This is a genomic window from Castellaniella sp., assembly GCF_049671645.1.
Taxonomy (GTDB): domain Bacteria; phylum Pseudomonadota; class Gammaproteobacteria; order Burkholderiales; family Burkholderiaceae_B; genus Castellaniella.
Map to the genome: position 1 here is coordinate 1 of NZ_JBATVG010000013.1, position 21,498 is coordinate 21,498.

Here is a 21,498-nt window from a genome sequence, read left to right on the forward strand (position 1 = left end):
ATTAAAACACATCTGCATCTCAATGTCAAGCCAGACTGCCTTCGGCCGAAACCGAATCCCCGTCGCTCACAGCCATCATCGATCGAGCTAAACGCTTGCAAATCAATGACTTCTGCGTGGCAACCAACCAGTAAAACCGATCAGTTTCAGGGTTAACCCTGGGTGCCCTGCGGCGAAGAGACCGAACTATAGCACAGCTTTTTTACACCGCGCAAGTCACTCCACAATTTATTGAAAATATATCGCCACGGCCGTCGTGACGCCCCATGCGGCCACTGACTGCCATCGATGGTGATACAGTCCCAGGCAGGACATTCCTTACATAAGAACGATACTTCCATCATGCCTGCCAGCGAAGACATTCTGATCAACGTCACTCCTTTTGAAACCCGTGTCGCCCTGACGACGCAAGGCGTCGTGCAGGAACTCCACATGGAGCGCACCATACAGCGCGGGCACGTGGGCAATCTCTATCTGGGACGAGTGGCGCGGGTACTGCCCGGCATGCAAAGCGCCTTCGTGGACATCGGCCAGGAACGCGCGGCTTTCATCCATGTGGCCGACCTGCGGCAGAACCGCCACGCCCGCAGCGCCGGCGAACACGCCCCCCAGACGCCCATCGAAAAGCTGCTGTTCGAGGGCCAGCCGCTGCTGGTGCAAGTCATCAAGGACCCCATGGGCACCAAGGGCGCGCGCCTGTCCACGCACATCAGCATCGCGGGACGCATGCTGGTGTACCTGCCGCACGAACCGCACATCGGCGTATCGCAGCGCATCGACGGCGAAGCCGAACGCGAAGCCCTGCGCCAGCGCATTGTGGCCCTGCGGCCGGCCGACGAACCGGGCGGCTTCATCGTGCGCACGCAGGCCGAGGGCGCCAGCGACGAGGAGCTGGCGGACGATATCAGCTACCTGCGCATGCTGTGGACCAGCATCCAGGAACGGATCCGTCAGGTGCCCGCCCCTTCGCCCGTCTACGTGGAATTGACGCTGGCCCAGCGCGTGCTGCGCGACATGGCGACGCCCGAGACCGGCGGCATCACGGTGGATTCCCGCTCCGTCACCCAGGAACTGATCGCCTGGGCGCAGCGCTACACCCCATCAGTCGTTGAACGCATTCATCATTACAGCGGAAACCGGCCTCTGTTCGATACCGCCAACGTAGACGAGGAAATCGCCCGGGCGCTATCGCGCCGCGTGGATCTGAAATCCGGCGGATACCTGATCATCGACCAGACCGAGGCATTGACGACCGTGGACGTGAATACCGGGGGCTACGTCGGCGGGCGCAATTTCGACGACACGATCTTCAGGACCAATCTGGAAGCCGCGGTGGCCATCGCGCGGCAACTGCGCCTGCGCAATCTGGGCGGCATCATCGTGCTGGACTTCATCGACATGGACGACGCCGGGCATCAGGCTTCGGTCCTGGCGGAACTGCACAAGGCCCTGTCGCCCGACCGGACCCGCGTCACCGTCAGCGGCTTCAGCCAGCTGGGTCTGGTGGAAATGACGCGCAAGCGCACCCGGGATTCTCTGGCGCATCAGCTCTGCGAGCCCTGCCCCACCTGCCAATCCCGAGGCGCGGTGCGCACCGCCCGCACGCTGTGCTACGAGATCCTGAGGGAAATCCTGCGTGAAGCCCGCCAGTTCGATCCCAAGGAGTTCCGCATCGTCGCATCCCAGGCGGTGATCGATCTGTTCCTGGAAGAAGAAAGCCAGCACCTGGCGATGCTGGGCGACTTCGTCGGCAAGCCGATTTCGCTGGCGGTGGAAGCCAGCTACGGACAGGAACAATACGATCTGGTGCTGCTATAGGCCTGTTCTACTCGCCCGCGTCCATCTTGTTTTCCCAACTGCTGTCGGCGTGGCAGAGTTCCGGCTTCATCATGGCGGTCATCATCTCGTGCACACGGTCCATCTGGCCGGCGCGATAACTGTAGGCCTTGACGTTGATGGTGCGGTTGTGCAGCAGGGTCAGGCTCAAGACGACACTGCGGTCCCAGCCGGCATCCGGCACGGGCCGGTAGACGACGCGGCCAAAAGAAGTTTCATTGGGCACCATCTCGAAGGTATAGGTCTGCCCGCAGGCCGCCGCGTGGCGGAACAGGTTCTGCTGCACGCCCGGGAAGTCGATCGGGAGGCGGCGACGTTCCGTCACCTGATAGCGGGGCGTCTCCAGCTCGTCCAGGGTCAGGCCGGGAGGGTGGCTGGCGCACGCGGACAGCAGGGCCAGAGAGCTCAGAACGTAAATCGTCTTCATCGGGTGCTCCAAGAAACGAATCCAGAATGGTAATCCAGCTTGCCGTGCCGGCGTCACGGCGCATCCGCGTCCGGCCGGTCTGCGACGCCATCCGCCCCGCCGGGAACGGAGTCCTGGAACTGCAGTTGATATAAGGACGCATACAGGCCCCCCTGGGCCAGCAGGTCGGTGTGCGTGCCGGATTCGGCGATGCGCCCCTGGTCCAGCACGATGATGCGGTCGGCCTTTTGCACCGTGCTGAGCCGATGGGCGATGACCAAGGTCGTGCGTCCGGCCATCAGACGCTCCAGCGAGGCCTGGACCTGGCGTTCGGCCTCGTTGTCCAGAGCGGAAGTGGCCTCGTCCAGGATCAGGATGGGCGCGTCCTTGATCAGGGCCCGGGCAATGGCCAGGCGCTGGCGCTGGCCCCCCGACAGCGTACTGGCATTGCTGCCCACCTGGGTATGCATGCCATCCGGCAGGCCCGCCACGAAGTCCCAGAGGCTCGCAGCCTCCAGCGCCGCGCGCACGCGCGCCTCCGGGATGTCTCCCAGCACCCCGTAGGCCACGTTCTCGGCGATGGTGCCTTCGAACAGGACCACATCCTGGCTGACCAGGGATAATTGCGAGCGCAAGGCGCGCAGGCGGAATTCCCGCACGTCGATGCCATCGATCAGGATCTGTCCGCCGCTGGGTTCGATGAATCGGGGCAGCATATTGACCAGCGTGGTCTTGCCGCTGCCGGACCGCCCCACCAGCGCCACGGTCTGCCCCGCCTGCACGGCAAAGGACACGGCGTCCAGCGTATTGCGCGACACATCCGGAAAGCGATGGGTGACGGACTGGAACGTCACCTGCCCCGCCAGGCGCCCGTCGATGTCGCGCGTGCCGTGATCGGACTCGACGGGCTCCTCGATCAGGGCGAAGACGGATTCGGCGGACACCAGCATGCGTTGAGCGGCGCCGGCGATGTTGGTGAGGCGCTTGAGCGGGTCGAAGATCTGGCCCAGGGCAGCCATGAACGCCGCGAAGCTGCCGACTGTCAGGCCCTGGTGGTTGGCCTGGTACAGCGCGACCGCCACCACGATGGCCACCGACAGCGCCACGAAAAACTGAGAAATCGGCGACATGGCCGAATCGGCGCTGGCCGCCCGCATCGCAAAGCGCCGCAGGCGGGCGTTGACGTAGCCGAAGCGTTCCCGCTCGCGCGCATAGCCGTCGAACAGCTTGACGACGCGCTGGCCGGCAATGCCTTCGGACACGACCCGCGTGAGTTCCGCGTTCATGTTGATCGTGTCGCGGTTGATGCGGCGCAGCCGGCGCACGAAATAGCGCCCCGTCAGCACGGACAGCGGCAGCATGACGAGCACGATCAGGGTCAGTTGCCAGGACATGTACAGCAACACCGCCAGCAAGGCGACCACGGTCAGGGATTCGCGCACGATGACGCGGACGACTTCGGTGGACAGGCCGCTGACGTTGCCCGCATCGATGGTGAAGCGGTTCAGCAAACGCCCCCGGTCGCGCGACCGGAAGGTTTCATCCGACATGCTCAGCAGGCGTTCGAACATGTCGCCCCGCAGGCCCAGCAGCATGTTGTTGGCCACCCAGGACATCAGGTAAGTGCCCAAAAACGTCGTCACGCCGCGCAGCAGCATCAGCCCGACCACCGCCAGCGGGATGGACCAGATATACGACGGCCGGGCGCCCGTGAAACCCTCGTCCAGCAGGGGTTTCATGATGACGGCCAGCAGGGGCTGCGTGGCCGAGGCCACGCTGAGCAGCAGCAGCGCCAGCAGGCCGACTTTCCAGTCCTTGCCCAGGCGCAGATAAATCTGGCGCCACAACGCCAGCCGCACGGGGCGGCTGTCAGTAGCCTGATTCGAATCGGGTTTCAACCGGCACACTCTCTTATATACTGTCGTGAATCACGCATTTTAGCCCGCCAGCCATCAGTTCCCGCAGCGGGCCGCTGGAGCACCCGCGTTGACACCCGCCACCCGACCTGCCCTGTACGTGCGTCTGCCCAATTGGGTGGGCGACGTCTGCATGAGCCTTCCCAGCCTGGATACCTTGCTGGGAGCGGGCTTGCCGCTCATTGTCTGCGCCCGGCCCTGGGCGCAGGATCTGCTGGCCGCCTACCCCCTGGCCGGGTTCGTGCCGATGCGCGGGTCCTGGCGCGAGGACCGGGCCGCCGTACGCCAGCATCTGAAACAATCCGCCCAGGGCAAATCCCTGGGGCTGCTGCTGCCCGACTCCCTGTCCAGCGCGCTGGTGTTCCGCTTCGCCGGCATTCCGTGCGCCGGCTACCGGGACGATGGCCGCAGCCTGATCCTGCGCTGGCCCTGCCGCAAACCCGCAGGGCCGCTGCACGCCGTGCAATCATGGCACTACCTCACCCGCCACGCCCTGACACGGTGGCAACTCCCGGTCGTGGATCCGGAACCCGCCGAGGAGCTGCGCTGGCAGGCCGCCGCCGCGCACGAACTGCAGGCCGCGCAGGCCTTGGCGCAGGCCGGGCTGAAACGGGACGCCTTCGTGCTGATCGCGCCGACCGCCACCGGGCTGCACAAAGGCCGGGTCAAGGCATGGTCGGGCTTCGACAGCCTGACGCAGTCGCTGCAGGCGCGCGGCATTCCCGTCGTCATGGCCCCTCCGGCCACTGAACAACAGGCGGCGCAGGCCGCCGCCCCGACCGCGCAACGGTTGCCGCCCCTGGGGCTGGGGGCCTTCGCCGCCCTGACCCGGCAAGCCCGGCTGGTCATCTGCAACGACTCCGGCGTCTCGCACCTGGCGGCCGCCGCCCACGCCCGCCAGATCACCCTGTTTGGCGTCACAGACCCCAACCGCACAGGCCCCTGGTCCAACCAGGCCCTGCGCCTGGGGCACTTGCACGCCTGGCCCAGCGCCCCCGAGGTCCTGGATCAGGCACTGGAACACATGAACATTCCTCCTGCCGCATGAGCGTTTCCGAATTTCTGGCCAATCTGGTCATTCCCCTGAACCTATCCGTCACACTGCTGGTCCTGGCCGCGATCCTGTTCGTCGTGCGCTGGCGCAAGACTGCCGCCATCATCACCGTGAGCGCCGTGGCCTGGGCCGTGTTCTGGTCCCTGCCGACGACCTCCCTGTGGGCCGGCGGCCTGCTGGAGCAGCGCTATCCCCACGAGCCCGCCGCAGCGCTGCCCACGGCCCAGGCCATCGTGGTGCTGGGCGGCAACACCGCCAACGGCAGGCCCAACTGGTTCGAATCCTACAACCCGAAGATGACAGTGTTGCGCACCGATACGGCGGCCCGTCTGTATGCGGCCGACAAGGCGCCGCTGGTCATCGTCTCCGGCGCCGCCCTGGACGGCGGAATCAGCGAGGCGCGCATGATGGCCTCGGCGCTGGAACGCGACGGGGTGCCGGCCGCGGTCATCATCCAGGAAGACCACAGCCTGACGACGCACCAGAACGCGGTCTATACGGCCAAGGTCCTGCGCCAGCACGACATTCAACAGTTCCTGCTGGTGACGTCGGCCCTGCATATGCCGCGCGCGATGGCCAGTTTCCAGAAGCAGGGCCTGAACCCGATCGCCGCGCCCTCTCCACCGCAGATCGTGGTTCCGGACGAACCGGATTTTTCATTCTGGCTGCCGGACCTGCGCACCCTGAATGCCAGCCGCTCGATCGTCAAGGAATACCTGGGCCTGCTGGTGTACTGGATACGCGGCTGGGTGTAGCGCTGTAGCGCCCCCTGAGGGCCGCGCAGGGTCATCGGCCCCCGGCCCGGCGCTCCCGCAGGATGTCCGCGTACAGCGCCAGATACTGCCGGGCGACCTCGGGCCAGGCATGCCGCGCCAGGACCCCTCCCATGCCGGCCCGCAGGCGGTCACGCAGGGCAGGATCGGCGATCAGCCGTTCAATCGCCTGAGCCAGTTCGTCCGCCCGTTCCGGGTGGCTGAGCACCAGGGCCTCTTCGCCGGCCGTCACATATTGAGCGAAACCGCACCAGGGAGCCGGGCTGAGAATCACCGGCAGGCCAAAGGACATCGCTTCCAGAGGCGCCATGCCGAAGCTGTCGTTCAAGGTGGGATGCACGTAGAGATCGGCCGCCTGGTAATAGGGCGCCACCTGCGAGGTTTCCGGCACCAGATGCACCCGCCCGCGCACGGATTCCGGGGCCTGGGCCACGCAATCCCGAGACGCCGCGTTGGCGCCCACCACCAGCAGCAGGACATCGTCGGGCAACTGCTGCAAAGCCCGCAGCACCGTGGGCAGGCCCTTGCGCAAAGGGTTGCGGGCCACCAGCAGACACAGGACACCTTGATCGGGCAGGCCCAGCGCCTGGCGGCCCTGGCGCCGCTGTTCAGCCGTGACGGGCGGCTCCGCCGCGACACCCGGGGGAATCACCGGAATCCGCGTTTCCGCGAATCCATAGGCCTGCCCCAATTGATGGGCGATCAGCTGGGATACGGCAACCGCCCGATGGGCGGGGCGCGGCGCGACGCGGCGGGCTTCCAGCCCCAGATAGGTCAGCACCCGGGGGCTGACATACGACAGCGCGCGCCGCATGAAGGCCATGGGCTGCACTCGCCAGCGATAGCGGACCGGCGTGACGTGGATGACTTCCACGTCGCCGCACCAGCCGTTCATATGGGAATGAACAATGTCGAATCCCCGACGGGTCAGCCGCGCCGCCCGCCTGGCGAACAGCCAGACCCGGATCCAGCTGGGCCAGCGGCGACTGACCCGGACCGGATGGAACGGCAGTTGCAGCTCGCAGGCAGCGTCGTATTCCCGCGCGAACACCGTGATGCGATGGCCGGCCGCGGCCAGTTCCCGCATCAGCGCCACGCCGTAGGCTTCCGCGCCGCCAAAGCGGCTGCCGAAACGATCGACGACGAAGGCGATGGACAGCCCCGACGGGGACTGCGCCGGCTCGTCCGGCCGCGGTTCCCCGGCGCTCACGCCGTCCTCCGCTCGCGCCGGACACGCTTGCGGTCTTCCAGCGGAGTCAGGCATTTCTGCAGAAACCGCAGCAGCAAAGTGGAGCGCATGACCGCGATCCGCGGCAAGGCGAAGACGTCGTCCGCACGCCGCGCCAGGCCGCCGGCGGTCGTGGTCGCGCTGTCGTAGCCCGCTTCCCGCACGCAATCCGCCAGGACGGGCGTGAACTTTCCATAGGGGTAGCAAAAGGCCCTGACCGGCGCACCCGTGAGCTGTTCGAGCGCCTCGCGGGAATCGTGGATCTCGTTGAACGCCAGTTCGGGGGACAGACGCGGCAGCACGGGATGATTCAAAGTGTGGGAGCCGGCCTCGTGCCCCGCCGCCACCCAGTCCCGCACCCCCTGGGCATCCATCAGGGCGGACGCGGGAACGCCCTCGGCCCGGTCCCAGACGTTGGAGCCCCCCAACTGCCGCACGACGAAATAATTGGTGGCCTGAAAGCCGCAGTCTTCCAGGATCGGCACGGCGTGATCCAGGACATTCCGGTAGCCGTCGTCGAAAGTCAGGCCAAAGACCTTGCCTTGCTTGTCGCCGCGCAGATAAGGCATCAACTGCGCCATGGACAGGCCTCGATAGCCCAGCCGGCGCAGCCAGATCATCTGCCGCCGGAAATCCCGGGGATGCACGGTGAGCCCCCGATAAGGGGTCCCCCGGGGATTGGGTTCGCCAATCTGGTGGTACATGAGGATGGGGATCATGAACGGATTATATCGGCGCGGTCAGCCCTGCGCGCAGACGCGCAGGTAGAAGTCCATCGTCTGCCCGGAGAGCACGGGCAAGGAAAACAGGGCCAGGGCCCGGTCCCGGGCCGCATCGGCGATCGCCACATCGGTCGGCGCCGCCAGCCGCGCCAGCAGCCAGCGGTGCAGGACGTCGACGTCGCCCGCCGGGACAACCCAGCCGTCCACGCCATCGCGCACCAGTTCAGGCAGACCGCCCGCGCTCGACACCAGGGTGGGCAACCCCATGGACAGCGATTCGCAGGCGGCGTAGGACCCTGCTTCCTGGAAGGACAGCACGAAACCGACGTCGCTGGCGGCCAGCACGCGGCGAGGATCATCCACCAGTCCCGGAAACACCACGTAGGCGCTCATCCCCAAGGCTTCCACGTCCTGCCGCAAGGTGCCGCGCGGCAAGTCTCCCGCAACCAGCACGCGAAAACGCCGGCGCTGGGCGACGGGCAAACGCGCCAGGGCCTGCACCAAGGTCAGCCAGCCTTTGGCGCGGTCCGTTCCCGCGACACTGCCCAGGACGCACACGTCGTCGGGCAGCTCGCCCAGCAGTTCGCGCCGCGCCTGGGCGCATGCGCTGGCGGACTGGGGGCGAAACCGATCCGTGTCGACGCCCAGACGGATCGTCTGGATCAGGCGGGCCCCATAGCCGGAATCCATCAACTGCCGGCTGACGTAATCACAGACGCCGATGACGCCATCCGTCCCCGCCCACGCCCGCACCCGGTTGCCAAAACTGCGCGCAGGCACGGTGTTGTGCTTGGTCCAGACGATACGGGGCCGCCCGGGCAGCCCCAGCCGGGCCAGCATCAGCTGGCGATGATCGGCCGAGCCATTCACATGGACGAGGTCGAAACGTTCCTCACGCAACAAGGCGTGAAGCGCCATGACTTCGATCAGCATGGGCCTGAGCCGCGTGCTGAAAGAAGTATTCCAGACCCGCACGCCCGGAATCTGCCGGGCCTGCGCATACAGGCGACTCGTGGCGGGCGTCGCCACCGTGATCTGGTGTTCCCCCTGGAAGGAGCGCGCCAGGTTGGCGATATAAGTCGCATGCCCTCCCCCGTTGTGGGGATGGAAATTGGTGTAGAGGATCTTCATGCCTCATCCGCGCTCGCCGCCGGGGGACGCTTTCCCAGCCAGTACAGTTTGACGTAACGATAAAAACTGCCCGTCGCAGCCATTCCCGCCAGCACCAGACCTTGCCATCCGTCCAGGAAGCCGCGCCGCACTACATAATGCCGGATGAAGGTCCAGGCGGCATGGCCGAACGGCCCCATCAATCCGGTCCTGCGACCCTTCCGGTAGGCCGCGCGCGCGGCTTCGGTCGAATAGCGGTTGATCTTGTCGATGAAGATCTCCAGACTGGCATAGGGATAATGCAGAAAGTGGCCGGACAGGGTCCCGGTCCTGCCGGACACCACGACGTGTTCATGGACAGGCGCATCGGAAAAACGCCCGGCATCGCGGCGAAACAGGCGCACGACGTAATCGGGCCACCAGCCGCTATGGCGTATCCAGCGGCCGCAGAAATTGGACAGCCGGGCCACGCGATACGCCTGCGCATCCGGCGCGGCCAGGACCCGCGCGATCGACTCCGCCAAGGCGGGCGTAACGCGTTCGTCGGCATCGATGGACAGGACCCAGTCACCCGTCGCCAGGTCCAGGGCGCGGTTCTTCTGCGGGCCGAAGCCGGGCCAGTCGGCGCTGCGCTCCACGCGCGCTCCGCGCTGCCGCGCGATCTCGCAGGTCGCGTCGGTGCTTCCGGAGTCCAGAACGATGATCTCGTCCGCGAACGCGACCGAGTCCAGGCACGCGCCGATATGCGTCGCTTCGTTTTTGGTGATGACGATGACGGACAGTTTCATGGATGCACCGGCGCGCTGCGCATCCGCCGCCCCCGCCGCACGGATCTAGCCGGCATACCGTTGCCCCCGTTTCCAACGCTTCCAGGCATTGAACAAAGGCCCGATCCAGGGGCTGGCCGCCACACGGATCCTGCGGCCGACGGACGCGCCCGATGTATTGCGGACTGCGAAACGGAAGATCGAGGCCGGATCCGAGCCGGGCCGGTTCCGACCGAAAGCCCGTGTTGTGTAAAGATGGCGGAAGCCGGCTTCCCGGGCGATGGCGACATAGTCGGCATCGAAGTAGCCTTGGGGCCAGCACAGGTGGTCGGACACGGCGCCCAGATGATCGGCCAGACAGGCGCGCGACTGCTGCAACTCGTGGCGCATCTGCTCGTTCTTGCGGGCAGGATCCTGTTTGTCCCAGCGGGTATGAGTATGGGTATGACTATGGAATTCACAGACCCCGTCCGCTCGCATGCGATCGATTTCCGACCAGTTCAAGGCAATTTCATGAGCCTGCCCCGCCGCCACCTGCCGCATGCAGTCCGCGTGATCGGGGGTGGGCGGCAAGGCGCGCGCGCCCTCCCCCTGCCCCGCATGCGGCCTGGCCGGTCCCTGGCCGATCCAGCCCGTGACCAGGAAGATGACGGCGTGAAAACCGTATTCCCGCAACGCGGGCCAGGCGTGGACATAATTGTCCAGGTAACCGTCGTCGAACGTGATCAGGACCGACCGTTCCGGGGCGGGCTCCCCCGCCAGGTGGGCGGCAAATTCCTCGCACGTGAGCGTCCGGTAGCCCTGCCGCTTGAGCCAGGCCAACTGATCGCGAAAATGTTCCGGCGTAACGTTGATGGCGCCGCCTGCCGGGGTGACGTGGTGATACATCAGGACGGGGACCGTTCGCATCTGTTTCATCCGATCCGATCCTTGAGCCAGCCCCGGTAGCACTGTTCGGTCCGCCGGACCAGGCCCTCCAGGGTAAAGCGGTCCGAGTCACGCACAGCCCGCATCCCGGCCTGGCCCATCGCGCGACGCCGCCCGGGGTCGTCGACCAGCATCCGTATCGCATCCGCCAGAGCCTTCTGGTCATGCAAAGGCACGAGCACGCCCGTCACCCCATCCTGCAGCATCTCGGAAACCCCTCCGACATCCGTGCCGACCACCGGCAGGCCCGCGGCGGCGGCTTCGACGAAAACCGTGCCGGAGGCTTCCTGCTCCGTGGCCAGGGCAAACAGGTCAAATCCGGCCAGCACGTTCGGGATATCCGCCCGGCGTCCGGTAAAGAGCACTTTATCCTGCAAACCGCGTGTTTGCACCATCATTTGAAGTTCTTCGAGGGTAGGCGACCCATCCCCCACCAGGACCAGATAGACATCCGGCCTGCGCAGCAGATCCGTCATGGCATCGATCAGCGCCCGGTGGCCTTTTTTCGCCCGCATCACCGCCACGCACCCCACCACGATGGCGTTGTCCGGAATACCGAGCTCCGCCCGAAGGCTGGAGCGTTCAACCGGCGGCGGCAAGGGGATGGGGGAGTAAACCGTCGCAACCCGATCCGGCGCCGCGCCGCATTCCAGGAGCAAACGCCGCACATGGTCGCTGACGGTCGTGACGCAGTGCGGCACCCTGGTATAGGACAGCAGGGAACCGGGTTTCACCGCCAGATGGCGAGTGCGCACGATCAACGGCGTGCCGGCCAAGCGTCCGGCCACGCCCGCCAGCAAAGTATCCCGCCGGCTATGGGTGTTCAGGACATCGAAACGGCCTGCCTTCAGGATGCGGCGGACCTGGAAAACACCGCGGACGTAATTGCGCGGACCGTCCATCAACAGGGTATGGACCTGGAATCCGTCATCACGCAGACGCTGCGCCAGGCGGGCATGCGGCTGGCACAAGGCCTCCATGTGATGGCCGGCAGCGCGCATGGCGCCCATTTCCTTGAAAATGCGGTTTTCCTGGCCACCGAACCCGGTGGCGGCCTCGGAATGCAGAATACGCAAAGGCCCCATCACGCAGACGATCCATGATGATGGATACGAAACTGCAGATTGTGGAGCATGCGCCACACCGTATCGCGGGCCTTGTAGGCCTCGCGCCGTATCTTGTCCTTCAGCGGCAGCGGAGCTTCCGCTGCGGCGCCCGTGATGTCCGACGGCGAGTCGTGATCCTGCGCCACGCACGCCGGCCGGATCACGATGTTCTCCACGCCATGTTCGTAAAAGCGGAACATCATGTCGTCGACGGGGTATACCCAGGTCTGACCACCGTCCAGCAGGGCGCGGGCCCCTTCGGGCGCCAGCAGGTACGCCACGGAACAAGAGTGTTTCTTGAGCTTGCGCGTCAAGGCGAAGGGCCCCACCCGCCCGACATGCTCGAAGGCGTCACGGCCCGGCCGGTCGTATTCGTGCAGCCAGATAAAGGGCCAGGCCTGCAGCAGCGCCTGCGCATGCGCCAGCATATCGGGGAAATTATCCTTCAGGATGGCGTCATCCTCGACCACGATCAGCGGCTGGCCGGAAGCGGCGCATTCCAGCCAAAGCAGGTAATGGCTGGCGAAACAACCCAACTGGGACGGCTTCAGGTCGCGGCCGCGACCTTTTACCCGGGCGCGAGCCACGGGGTCGTAATGCGCGAACAGCGGATGATCGGGCTGCTGCTTGCCATTGACGGCATCCAGGAAGCTGTAGCCGGATATCCCAAGCCGGTCGAACTGGGCGGCGATCTGCCGCCGCCGATCCGGCCGGGAAGCCAGGCTGATGACGCGAATGGGGATCATCTTCATCCGTAGTGGACCTCGACCTGATCGTAAGATAGCCATTGCCGCGCCCCGGCGATCAGGGCGTCGTCCATGCGCACGCGCCAGTCGTCGCCCAGGCGCAGCAGGCAGGAAAAATCCGGGCGGCACAGCCGCAATTCGACCGGCACACCGGCGTCCGCCGAGCGCCACGGGCCCAGCAATTCCTGCAATTGCGCCGGCTCCAGCAGGCTGGGCACCGACAGGCGCAGGCTGCGGGCGCGGGTTTCCCGGATGCGCTGCAGGTCGTACAGATCATCGGCCGACACGCGCAGGCCGCCGGAATAATCATCGTGGCTGACCCGGCCCTGGATGACCAGCGGCCGGTCTTCCTTCAGACTGTCGCGGTACTGCTCGTACATCTCGTTGAAGATGGCGATCTCGATCTGCGCGGTGCCGTCGTCCAGCAGGGCGTACAGCATCTTGCCGCGCCGCGTCATGCGGGGCCGCACGGCCGCCAGGACGCCCGCCAGCCACTGCGGGCCGCGCGAAGGCGCCAGTCGCGCCAGCGGCGTGGGCGCCACCCGGCGGATCTCGTCGCGCCAGGCATCGAACAGATGGCCGCTGAAATAGAACCCCAGGGCGGTCTTTTCTTCAGTCAGATAGGTCTGCAGATCCCAGGGAGTCACGCGCGTCAGTTCACCGGCCACCAGTTGGTCGGATTCATCGGCGAAGAGCGAGCACTGATTGGCATTGCGTTCCGCCTGTTCGGCGGCCTCGATGGCGCTGCCCAGGGTTTCCAGCAGGGCCGCCCGGTTTTCTTCCAGCGTGTCGAACGCCCCGGCGCGGATCAGGGCCTCGATGGTGCGACGGTTCACCGTATGGCGGTCCACCCGCGCGCAGAAATCGAACAGACTGGCGAACGGGCCGCCGGCTTCGCGCGCCGCCAGGATGGCTTCGACCGCCGATTGGCCGGTACCCTTGACCCCGCCCAGGCCGTACCGGATGGTGCGCGGCGGCTTGCCCTGGGCCATATGATCGTCGGCCACGGGCGCAAAGCGGTAGCCCGAGGCATTGACGTCGGGCGGCAGGACCGCCACGCCATTGGCCACGGCATCGCGCCAGAACACCTGGATCTTGTCGGTATCGTCCATGTCGGACAACATGGTGGCGGCCAGGAATTCCGCCGGATGGTAGCGTTTCAGCCAGGCCGTCTGGTAGGAAATCAGGGCATAGGCGGCCGAGTGACTCTTGTTGAAGCCATACCCGGCGAATTTTTCCATCAGGTCGAACAGGTGGGCCGCCAGGTCGGCGTCGTAGCCTTTCTTGACGGCGCCTTCCTGGAAGACCACCCGGTGCTTGGCCATTTCCTCGGGTTTTTTCTTCCCCATGGCGCGGCGCAACAGGTCGGCGCCCCCCAGGGAATATCCGCCGATGATCTGGGAGATCAGCATCACCTGTTCCTGGTAGACGATGACGCCATAGGTGCTTTTCAGGACCGGTTCCAGGTCGGGATGGAAATAATCGACGTCCGCGCGGCCGTGCTTGCGGTTGACGAAATCGACCACCATGCCGGATTCCAGGGGGCCGGGACGGAACAGCGCCAGCAAGGCGATCACGTCTTCGAAGGTATTGGGCTGCATGCTTTTCAGCAGCTCTTTCATGCCCCGGGATTCCAGCTGGAAGACGGCGGTGGTGTTGGCCGAGGACAGCAAGGCATAGGTTTCCGCATCATCGAGCGGCAGGCTCATGATGTCGAAATCGCGCATGCCCGGATTGAATTCCTGCACGTAGCGCACGGCCCAGTCCAGGATAGTCAGGTTGCGCAGGCCCAGAAAGTCGAATTTGACCAAGCCGACGTCTTCCACGTCGCCCTTGTCGTACTGCGACACGACGCTGGATTCGCTGCCCGGCTGGCAATACAGCGGCGTGTAGTCGGTCAGCTTGCCCCGGGCGATGATCACGCCGCCCGCGTGCATGCCGATGTTGCGCGTCAGCCCTTCCAGGGGCCGGGCCAGATCGATCAGGGCGTGGATTTCCTCGTCCGTGTCGTAGCGCTCGCGAAAGGCGGGTTCGTTTTCCAGGGTGCGGTCCAGCGTCCAGGGATCGGCCGGATTGAAGGGGATCATCTTCGACAGGTTGTCGCAGACGCTGTAGGGCATTTCCAGCACCCGCCCGACGTCGCGCACCACGGCCTTGGCGCCCAGGGTGCCGAAGGTCGCGATCTGGCTGACGGCGTCGCGGCCGTACTTTTCCTTGACGTATTCGATGACGCGTTCGCGGTTGTCCTGGCAGAAGTCCACGTCGAAGTCGGGCATGGAGACGCGTTCGGGATTCAGGAAACGTTCGAACAGCAGGTCGTAGCGCAAGGGATCGAGGTCGGTGATGCCCAGGCTGTAGGCGACCAGGGAGCCGGCCCCCGAGCCCCGGCCGGGGCCGACCGGCACCCCATGGCTCTTGCCCCAGTTGATGAAGTCCTGCACGATCAGGAAATAGCCCGGGAACCCCATGCCGACGATCGTCTTGCATTCCAGGTCCAGGCGTTCCTGGTAGGCGGGCATCTGGCGGGCGCGCTCTTCGGCGTCCGGATACAGCTGCAGCATGCGGCGCTGCAGGCCTTCATTGGCCAGCCGCACCATGTAATCGTCCAGCGACACGCCGTCGGGGGTCGGGAACAGCGGCAGTTCGGGGTGCCCCAGCGTCAGGGTCAGATTGCAGCGCCGGGCGATCTGCGCCGTATTGGCCAGCGCCGAGGGCACGTCGGCAAAGCGCCGCGCCATCTCGTCGCTGTCGGGCATGTACTGCTCGGGCGTGAAGCGCTTGACCCGGCGAGGATTGCCCAGCAATTCGCCATCGGCGATGCAGACGCGGGCCTCGTGGGCCCGGAAGTCCTCCGGCTCGATGAACTGGATGGGATGGGTCGCCACCACCGGCAGGCCGCAGTCGACCGCCACCCGCAACGCCGCCTGGACGTAGGTCTCGTCGCCCTCGAATCCGGCGCGCTGCAGTTCAATGAAATAGCTGTCCGGGAAATCCGCCGCCCACTGTCGGGCCAAACGCTGCGCTTCATCCATCCGGCCCGCATCCAGCGCATGGCCGATATCGCCCGCCCGCCCGCCCGACAGCGCGATCAGGCCGTTTTTTCCGGACAACCACTCGCGGCGCAGTTCGGCCCGGCCGCGCTGGCTGTTTTCCGTCCAGGCGCGGCTGAGCAATTCGCACAATTCCAGATAGGCCGCATGATCCGTGGCCAGCAACAGCAGACGAAATGGCTTGTGCTCGTCATCCGGATTCTGCAGCCAGACATCGCAGCCCGCAATCGGCTTGATCCCGGCCTTGCGGGCCGCCTTGTAGAACTTGATCCAGGCAAACAGGTTGGCCAGATCCGTCAGGGCCATGGCGGGCTGGCCGAAGGCCTTGGCGCGCTTGACCAGGTCCGGAATGCGGGCAATGCCGTCCACCACGGAAAACTCCGAGTGGCTGCGCAGGTGCACAAAAGGGGGGGATACAGGAGACATCGTCATGCGGGGATTGTACTGAAGGGATGCCTATCGGGGCATGGCGGACCAGCTCTTTTGCAGGCGCTTGACCGAAACCGGAAAAGGCGTGCGCAGGGTCTGGGCAAACAGGGCGACGCGCAATTCCTCAAGCTGCCAGCGAAAGGCGTCCAGTTGCGCATCCGGGGCGCCCTTCAGGGCCGCGCGCGCCCGCTGCCAAGGGGTGATCAAAGGCCCCATCTCGGCCATCAGGCGGGCGTCCCGGGCGGGGTCCTCCCGCAGTTTGTCGATCCGCATCTGCGCCGCCTTCAAATAGCGGGGCAGATGCTTCAACTGCTCGGCGGGCGTCCCGCCGATGAAACCGCGCCCGATCAACGCATCCATCTGCAGGCGGATGTCCTGCTGCGCGGACGGCCAGGGCTTGGCCTGGGGCAGTTTCTTCTGCAGGGCGGCCCGTTCCTGCAGCACGGCGGACGCCAGCCGGGACAGTTCCTGCGCCAGCAGGCTCAGGCGCGCGCGCCCTTCCTCGCAACGCCGGGCAAAGGATTCCGCGTCCTCGGGCCAGGGTTCCATCAGGCATGCCTGCCCGATGGCGGCATCGATCAGCTGATCGCGCAATTCCTGCTGCGTGCCCAGATCCATGTACCACATGGCCATGCGGGTCAGTTCCGGCAGATTCTTCTCCAGATAACGGACCTGTTCGCGCAAGGCCAGGCGAAACAGGCGGCGCAGGCCATCCGCATGCACCCGGCGGGCTTCCTGCGGGTCGTCGAACACATCCAGATCGCAGGATTCCCCCCGATCCCGCAAGGCGGGGTAGCCGATCAGAGACTGGCCGCCCCGCTGGATCTCCAGCAGTTCCGGCAAGGCGCCGAAGGTCCATGCCGTCAGGCCTTCATGGTCCAGAACCTGGGCGGCGGCGCGATCCCGCGCGGCCACCTGCTGGAAAGAGGCCTGGGCCTGGCGGCCGTGTTCGGCCCGCAACTGGTCCAGGCTGCGCCCGCCCGACAGCATGCGGCCATGTTCATCGATGACCTTGAAGTTCATGAACAGATGCGGCGGCAGGGTCTCCAGTTTGAAATCCGTGGCCTGGACACGCACCTGGCACTGGTCCCAGACATCCTGAATGATGGCGTCCAGCAGCCCCATGCCCGGGTCGGCGGCGCGTTCGAACCAGCGATCATGAAAACCCGCCGCATAATCGGGCAAAGGAACGCAGTGGCGGCGCAGTTTCTGCGGCAGGGATTTCAGCAACAGATGGACTTTTTCTTTCAGCATGCCCGGCACCAGCCATTCGCAGCGGGCGGCGTCGATCTGGTTCAGAGCGAACAGCGGCACGGTCAGCGTCATGCCATCGCGCGGCGAACCGGGCTCGAAGTGATAATCCACCGCCAGCTCGGCCCCGGCCCACTGCAGACGGCGGGGAAAGACCTCGGTCGTGACGCCGGCGGCATCGTGCTGCATCAGGTCGTCGCGGTTCAGGTTCAGGCGCTTGGCCGCCTGGGCATCCAGCGTGCCGACCCAGGCCTCCAGCGTCGCCGTCTGGCTGACATCGGCCGGGATCTGCTGATCGTAGAAGGCATAGATCAGCGCGTCATCGACCAGAATGTCCGGCCGGCGGCTTTGATGTTCCAGCCGCTCGATGGAAGCGATCAGCTTGCGGTTATGGGCGATGAAGGGCAGCTTGCTGTCGATATCGCCAGGGACCAGGGCGTCGCGGATGAAGATCTCGCGCGCCGCCTTCGGATCGACCCGACCGTAATGGACGCGGCGGCCCGTATATACAGGCAGGCCATAGACCGTGCCGCGCTCGTTGGCCACCACCTGGCCGGCCTTTTTTTCCCAGCGCGGGTCGGACCACGCCTTTTTCAACAAATGGGCCCCTGCCCGCTCGACCCAGACAGGATCGATCTGCGCCACGCAACGCGCGTACAGCCGGGTGGTTTCGACCAGTTCGGCGGCCAACACCCAGCGCCCCGCCTTTTTCTGCAGAGGCGAGCCCGGATGAATGGCGAAACGGATGTCGCGCGCCCCCTGGTACAGGTTGGCGTCGTCGGACTTCATGCCGATATTGCCCAGCAGGCCGGCCAGCAGGGCCATATGGATCTGTTCCCGGGTGGCCGGCGTCTGGTTCAACCGCCAGCCCTGTTCCCGGGCCAGGGTCAGCAGCTGCACATGGGTATCGTGCCATTCGCGCAGACGCACGGGCGACAGGAATTTCGCCCGGATCTGATCCACCAGCTTGCGCTGCGAGGCCTTGTGGGCGACCTGTTCCCCATACCATTCCCACAATTTCAGCCAGGCGAGGAATTCGGACTGCTTGTCGCGGAACTGCGCATGGGCATTGTCGGCGGCCTCGCGGGCCTGCATGGGCCGGTCGCGCGGGTCCTGGATGGACAGGGCCGACGCGATCACCAGGATTTCCGTCAGGCACTGCTGCTCATGAGCGGCGAAAATCATCCGGGCCACGCGCGGGTCCACCGGCAATTTGGCCAGGGAGCGCCCCACCGGGGTCAGATGGTTCTGCTCATCCAGCGCCCCCAGTTCCTGCAACAGCTGATAGCCGTCGGCCACAGCCCGGCCCGTCGGCGGTTCCACGAAAGGAAAGGCCTCCACGTCGTCCAGGCGCAGCGCCTTCATGCGCAGAATGACGGCCGCCAGCGAAGAGCGCAGGATTTCCGGATCGGTGAACGCGGGGCGCTGTTTGAAGTCCTGTTCGGCATACAGCCGGATGCAGACCCCGGGGCCCAGGCGCCCGCAGCGGCCGGCCCGCTGATTGGCAGATGCCTGGCTGATGGGCTCGATGCGCAGTTGTTCGACCTTGCTGCGCCAGGAATAGCGCTTGATGCGCGCCAGGCCGCTGTCCACGACGTAGCGGATGCCGGGCACCGTCAGGGAGGTTTCCGCCACATTGGTGGCCAACACGATGCGCCGGGTATTGCCGCGCGGGTGAAAGATCTGTTCCTGTTCAGCCCGCGACAGGCGGGCGTACAAGGGCAGCACCAGGGCGCCTGCCGGGTGACGCTTGCGCAGGGCCTCGGCGCATTCGCGGATTTCCCGCTCGCCGGGCAGAAATACCAGCACGTCGCCCGGCCCGTGACGGGCGCATTCATCCACCCCATCGGCGACGGCGTCGACCAGGTCGCGTTCCTCATCGCCGCGGCCTGCCGCCTGCGGTTCGGCCTCCGGGGCATCCGGGCGCACCGGGCGGTAGCGCAACTCGACCGGAAACAGGCGCCCCGAGACCTGGATGACGGGCGCCGGCCGTTCGGCGGAACCGAAATGACGCGCGAAGCGGTCCGCATCGATAGTGGCCGAGGTGATGATCAGTTTCAGATCCCGGCGACGGGCCAGCAGGCGTTTCAGAAACCCCAGCAGGAAGTCGATGTTCAGGCTGCGTTCGTGGGCCTCGTCGATGATCAGGGTGTCGTAGCGGCGCAGCAAAGGGTCGCGTTGGGTTTCCGCCAGCAGGATGCCGTCGGTCATCAGCTTGATCGCGGTGGCAGGTCCGGTGCGTTCGCCAAAGCGGATCTGATAACCCACCCAATCGCCCAGCTCGGTGCGCAGCTCCTCGGCCACCCGCTGCGCCACCGAAGTGGCCGCCAGCCGGCGAGGCTGCGTGTGGCCGATCATGCCATGGCGGCCTCTCCCGAGTTCCAGGCAGATCTTGGGCAATTGCGTGGTTTTGCCCGATCCGGTTTCACCGCAGACGATGACGACCGGATGTTCCGCAATCGCCCGCGCGATTTCCTGGCGGCAGGCGCTGACGGGCAGATCCTCCGGGTAGGCGATGGCGGGCAGGGGACGGTCCCCCGCCCCGGCCGCCTGCGCATCGGGCGCCGGACCGGCGCGCCGACGACGACGCGACCCGCCCGGCGCCCCGGCGGACGAATCTCCCGCGGAGCGGGAGGCATGCGGGACGGAATCCGGGGGCTGTGATGGTTTTTCTGGCAAGACGATGATTTCCGCAAATGAGGCGCCGGGCGGCGCGGGGAACCGGCCTCGCAGGCCCCCTGTCGCCCAATCCCCCAGCAGGGGGCAATCCCTTATTATAATTTCGTGGTTCCGCCCAACCGTTGTCTGCGACATTTGCCATGAATGCACCCGAGATCGACACCTATTCCGCTCAGGACGCCCCCGAATTCGCCCCCGCGCAATTCGTGCGATGGTTTCGCGAAGTCGCCCCCTATGTGCACGACTTCCGCGGCAAGACCTTCGTGGTGGCGCTGGGCGGCGAATTGATCGAAGACGGCGGCCTGGAAGCCCTGGTGGCGGACCTGTCGCTGCTGTCCGCCCTAGGCATCAAGCTGGTGCTGGTTCACGGATCCCGCCCGCAAGTCAACGAACAGTTGCGACTGAAGGGCTACTCCACGCAATTCGGCCGGGGAACGGAACCCACCAGCCCCGAAGCCCTGGAGTGCGCCAAGGAAGCCGCCGGCGAAATCCGCCTGGACATCGAGGCCGCTTTCAGCCAGGGCCTGCCCAACACGCCGATGTCGCATGCCAAGATCCGCGTGATCTCGGGCAATTTCGTGACTGCCCGGCCGGTGGGCGTGATCGACGGCGTGGATTACAAGCGGACCGGCACCGTGCGCAAGCTGGACATCGACGCCATGCACAGCGTCATCAGCCAGGGCGCCATCGTATTGCTGTCCCCGCTGGGCTTTTCCCCCACAGGGGAAGCCTTCAACCTGGCCATGGAAGACCTGGCCACCAACGCAGCCGTGGCCCTGCGGGCGGAAAAGCTGATTTTCCTGACGCAGAACCGCACCGTGACGGAAACCGACGGGTCGGTGGACACCGAACTGGCCCGCAAGGACGCCGACGACCTGCTGGCCCAGAACGTGCTGGACGAAGACACCAGTGCCTTTTTGCGTCACGCCTCGCTGGCCGTCAAGCGCGGGGTGGCGCGGGCGCACCTGGTGCCCTACACCCTGGACGGCAGCATCCTGCTGGAAATCTTCACCCACGACGGGGTGGGCACCATGGTGGTGGAAGACACGCTGGAAGACCTGCGCCCGGCGCTGGCCGACGATGTCGGCGCCATCGTGCAGCTGATCGAGCCGCTGGAGGCCGACGGCACCCTGGTGCCGCGCGGCCGCGCCGTGATAGAGCGCGACGTGGAAAAATTCACGGTGCTGGAACACGACGGCGTCATCTACGGCTGCGTGTCGGTGATCCCCTATGTGAATGAAGGCATGGCCGAAATGGCCTGCCTGATCGTGCATCCCGAATGGCAGGGCACGGGCGACGGCGAAAAGCTGCTGCGCCATGCCGAAGCCACCGCTCGCAGCCAGGGCGCGCGGCGCCTGTTCGTCCTGACCACCCGCACCTCGCACTGGTTTCTGAAACGCGGTTTCGTGCAGGGCGGCGTGTCCGACCTGCCCCACGAAAAGCGGGCGCACTACAACCATTCCCGCAACAGCCTGGTATTCATCAAAAGGCTGTGACG

General features: G+C 65.8%; 15 protein-coding genes. 4 read left to right on the forward strand and 11 right to left on the reverse strand.

What is annotated here, in order from left to right:
- Nucleotides 1–342: 342 nt before the first annotated feature.
- Nucleotides 343–1,818: a ribonuclease G gene (gene rng / locus WBG56_RS03690; protein WP_424265369.1), complete on the forward strand. Its 1,476-nt coding sequence runs from the start codon at nucleotides 343–345 to the stop codon at nucleotides 1,816–1,818.
- Between the two features lie 7 nt (nucleotides 1,819–1,825).
- On the opposite strand, the gene WBG56_RS03695 is transcribed toward rng, so the two are convergent.
- Together WBG56_RS03695 and msbA are read right to left on the reverse strand one after the other, a co-directional pair.
- A complete protein-coding gene (locus tag WBG56_RS03695; RefSeq protein ID WP_424265371.1) occupies nucleotides 1,826–2,263 on the reverse strand; it encodes a hypothetical protein in 438 nt (145 codons plus the stop codon).
- A 53-nt stretch (nucleotides 2,264–2,316) separates the two neighbouring features.
- Nucleotides 2,317–4,140, reverse strand: coding sequence for a lipid A export permease/ATP-binding protein MsbA (gene msbA / locus WBG56_RS03700; protein ID WP_424265373.1), 1,824 nt, complete (start codon nucleotides 4,138–4,140; stop codon nucleotides 2,317–2,319).
- Nucleotides 4,141–4,291: 151 nt separating this feature from the next.
- On the opposite strand from msbA, the gene WBG56_RS03705 reads away from it, so the two are divergent.
- Together WBG56_RS03705 and WBG56_RS03710 are read left to right on the forward strand one after the other, a co-directional pair.
- On the forward strand, nucleotides 4,292–5,206 hold the full coding sequence (locus tag WBG56_RS03705) for a glycosyltransferase family 9 protein (protein ID WP_424265688.1): 915 nt from the start codon (nucleotides 4,292–4,294) through the stop codon (nucleotides 5,204–5,206).
- The gene (locus tag WBG56_RS03710) at nucleotides 5,203–5,967 is read left to right on the forward strand and encodes a YdcF family protein (RefSeq protein ID WP_424265375.1); all 765 of its coding nucleotides are present in this window, start codon (nucleotides 5,203–5,205) and stop codon (nucleotides 5,965–5,967) included. Before WBG56_RS03705 ends, WBG56_RS03710 begins: the two co-directional genes overlap by 4 nt.
- Before the next feature lie 31 nt (nucleotides 5,968–5,998).
- Here the strand turns inward: WBG56_RS03710 and WBG56_RS03715 are convergent, their stop codons facing one another.
- Genes WBG56_RS03715 through hrpA form a run of 9 tightly spaced genes read right to left on the reverse strand, consistent with a single transcriptional unit; the run spans nucleotide 5,999 to nucleotide 19,847 of the window.
- Nucleotides 5,999–7,144 carry a glycosyltransferase family 4 protein gene (locus tag WBG56_RS03715; RefSeq protein ID WP_424265690.1) on the reverse strand — a complete coding sequence of 382 codons (1,146 nt, stop codon included), beginning with the start codon at nucleotides 7,142–7,144 and terminating at the stop codon, nucleotides 5,999–6,001.
- Between the two features lie 47 nt (nucleotides 7,145–7,191).
- Nucleotides 7,192–7,932: a polysaccharide deacetylase family protein gene (locus tag WBG56_RS03720; RefSeq protein WP_424265377.1), complete on the reverse strand. Its 741-nt coding sequence runs from the start codon at nucleotides 7,930–7,932 to the stop codon at nucleotides 7,192–7,194.
- Between the two features lie 21 nt (nucleotides 7,933–7,953).
- Nucleotides 7,954–9,066 (reverse strand): glycosyltransferase, encoded by a 1,113-nt coding sequence (locus tag WBG56_RS03725; protein WP_424265379.1) that lies wholly within the window; start codon nucleotides 9,064–9,066, stop codon nucleotides 7,954–7,956.
- Nucleotides 9,063–9,833 carry a glycosyltransferase family 2 protein gene (locus WBG56_RS03730; RefSeq protein ID WP_424265381.1) on the reverse strand — a complete coding sequence of 257 codons (771 nt, stop codon included), beginning with the start codon at nucleotides 9,831–9,833 and terminating at the stop codon, nucleotides 9,063–9,065. The genes WBG56_RS03725 and WBG56_RS03730 overlap by 4 nt, the downstream gene beginning before the upstream one ends.
- A gap of 45 nt (nucleotides 9,834–9,878) precedes the next feature.
- On the reverse strand, nucleotides 9,879–10,730 hold the full coding sequence (locus WBG56_RS03735; protein ID WP_424265383.1) for a polysaccharide deacetylase family protein: 852 nt from the start codon (nucleotides 10,728–10,730) through the stop codon (nucleotides 9,879–9,881).
- The gene (locus tag WBG56_RS03740; protein WP_424265692.1) at nucleotides 10,727–11,824 is read right to left on the reverse strand and encodes a glycosyltransferase family 4 protein; all 1,098 of its coding nucleotides are present in this window, start codon (nucleotides 11,822–11,824) and stop codon (nucleotides 10,727–10,729) included. Before WBG56_RS03740 ends, WBG56_RS03735 begins: the two co-directional genes overlap by 4 nt.
- Nucleotides 11,824–12,591, reverse strand: coding sequence for a glycosyltransferase family 25 protein (locus WBG56_RS03745; RefSeq protein ID WP_424265385.1), 768 nt, complete (start codon nucleotides 12,589–12,591; stop codon nucleotides 11,824–11,826). The genes WBG56_RS03740 and WBG56_RS03745 overlap by 1 nt, the downstream gene beginning before the upstream one ends.
- Before the next feature lie 2 nt (nucleotides 12,592–12,593).
- Nucleotides 12,594–16,073: a DNA polymerase III subunit alpha gene (dnaE, locus tag WBG56_RS03750; RefSeq protein WP_424265387.1), complete on the reverse strand. Its 3,480-nt coding sequence runs from the start codon at nucleotides 16,071–16,073 to the stop codon at nucleotides 12,594–12,596.
- Between the two features lie 24 nt (nucleotides 16,074–16,097).
- Nucleotides 16,098–19,847 (reverse strand): ATP-dependent RNA helicase HrpA, encoded by a 3,750-nt coding sequence (gene hrpA / locus WBG56_RS03755; RefSeq protein ID WP_424265694.1) that lies wholly within the window; start codon nucleotides 19,845–19,847, stop codon nucleotides 16,098–16,100.
- A 293-nt stretch (nucleotides 19,848–20,140) separates the two neighbouring features.
- Here hrpA and argA point away from each other — a divergent pair, with 293 nt between their 5' ends.
- Nucleotides 20,141–21,496 carry an amino-acid N-acetyltransferase gene (argA, locus tag WBG56_RS03760; RefSeq protein ID WP_424265389.1) on the forward strand — a complete coding sequence of 452 codons (1,356 nt, stop codon included), beginning with the start codon at nucleotides 20,141–20,143 and terminating at the stop codon, nucleotides 21,494–21,496.
- Nucleotides 21,497–21,498 lie beyond the last annotated feature (2 nt).

Excerpts from the sequence above, each read along its gene's own strand:
- WBG56_RS03725 (WP_424265379.1), bottom strand. The coding sequence starts at position 9,066 with ATGAAGATCCTCTACACCAATTTCCATCCCCACAACGGGGGAGGGCAT.
- WBG56_RS03705 (WP_424265688.1), top strand. The coding sequence starts at position 4,292 with ATGAGCCTTCCCAGCCTGGATACCTTGCTGGGAGCGGGCTTGCCGCTC.
- dnaE (WP_424265387.1), bottom strand. The coding sequence starts at position 16,073 with ATGACGATGTCTCCTGTATCCCCCCCTTTTGTGCACCTGCGCAGCCAC.
- WBG56_RS03710 (WP_424265375.1), top strand. The coding sequence starts at position 5,203 with ATGAGCGTTTCCGAATTTCTGGCCAATCTGGTCATTCCCCTGAACCTA.
- WBG56_RS03695 (WP_424265371.1), bottom strand. The coding sequence starts at position 2,263 with ATGAAGACGATTTACGTTCTGAGCTCTCTGGCCCTGCTGTCCGCGTGC.
- WBG56_RS03745 (WP_424265385.1), bottom strand. The coding sequence starts at position 12,591 with ATGATCCCCATTCGCGTCATCAGCCTGGCTTCCCGGCCGGATCGGCGG.
- WBG56_RS03720 (WP_424265377.1), bottom strand. The coding sequence starts at position 7,932 with ATGATCCCCATCCTCATGTACCACCAGATTGGCGAACCCAATCCCCGG.
- WBG56_RS03730 (WP_424265381.1), bottom strand. The coding sequence starts at position 9,833 with ATGAAACTGTCCGTCATCGTCATCACCAAAAACGAAGCGACGCATATC.
- argA (WP_424265389.1), top strand. The coding sequence starts at position 20,141 with ATGAATGCACCCGAGATCGACACCTATTCCGCTCAGGACGCCCCCGAA.
- WBG56_RS03735 (WP_424265383.1), bottom strand. The coding sequence starts at position 10,730 with ATGAAACAGATGCGAACGGTCCCCGTCCTGATGTATCACCACGTCACC.
- WBG56_RS03740 (WP_424265692.1), bottom strand. The coding sequence starts at position 11,824 with ATGGGGCCTTTGCGTATTCTGCATTCCGAGGCCGCCACCGGGTTCGGT.
- rng (WP_424265369.1), top strand. The coding sequence starts at position 343 with ATGCCTGCCAGCGAAGACATTCTGATCAACGTCACTCCTTTTGAAACC.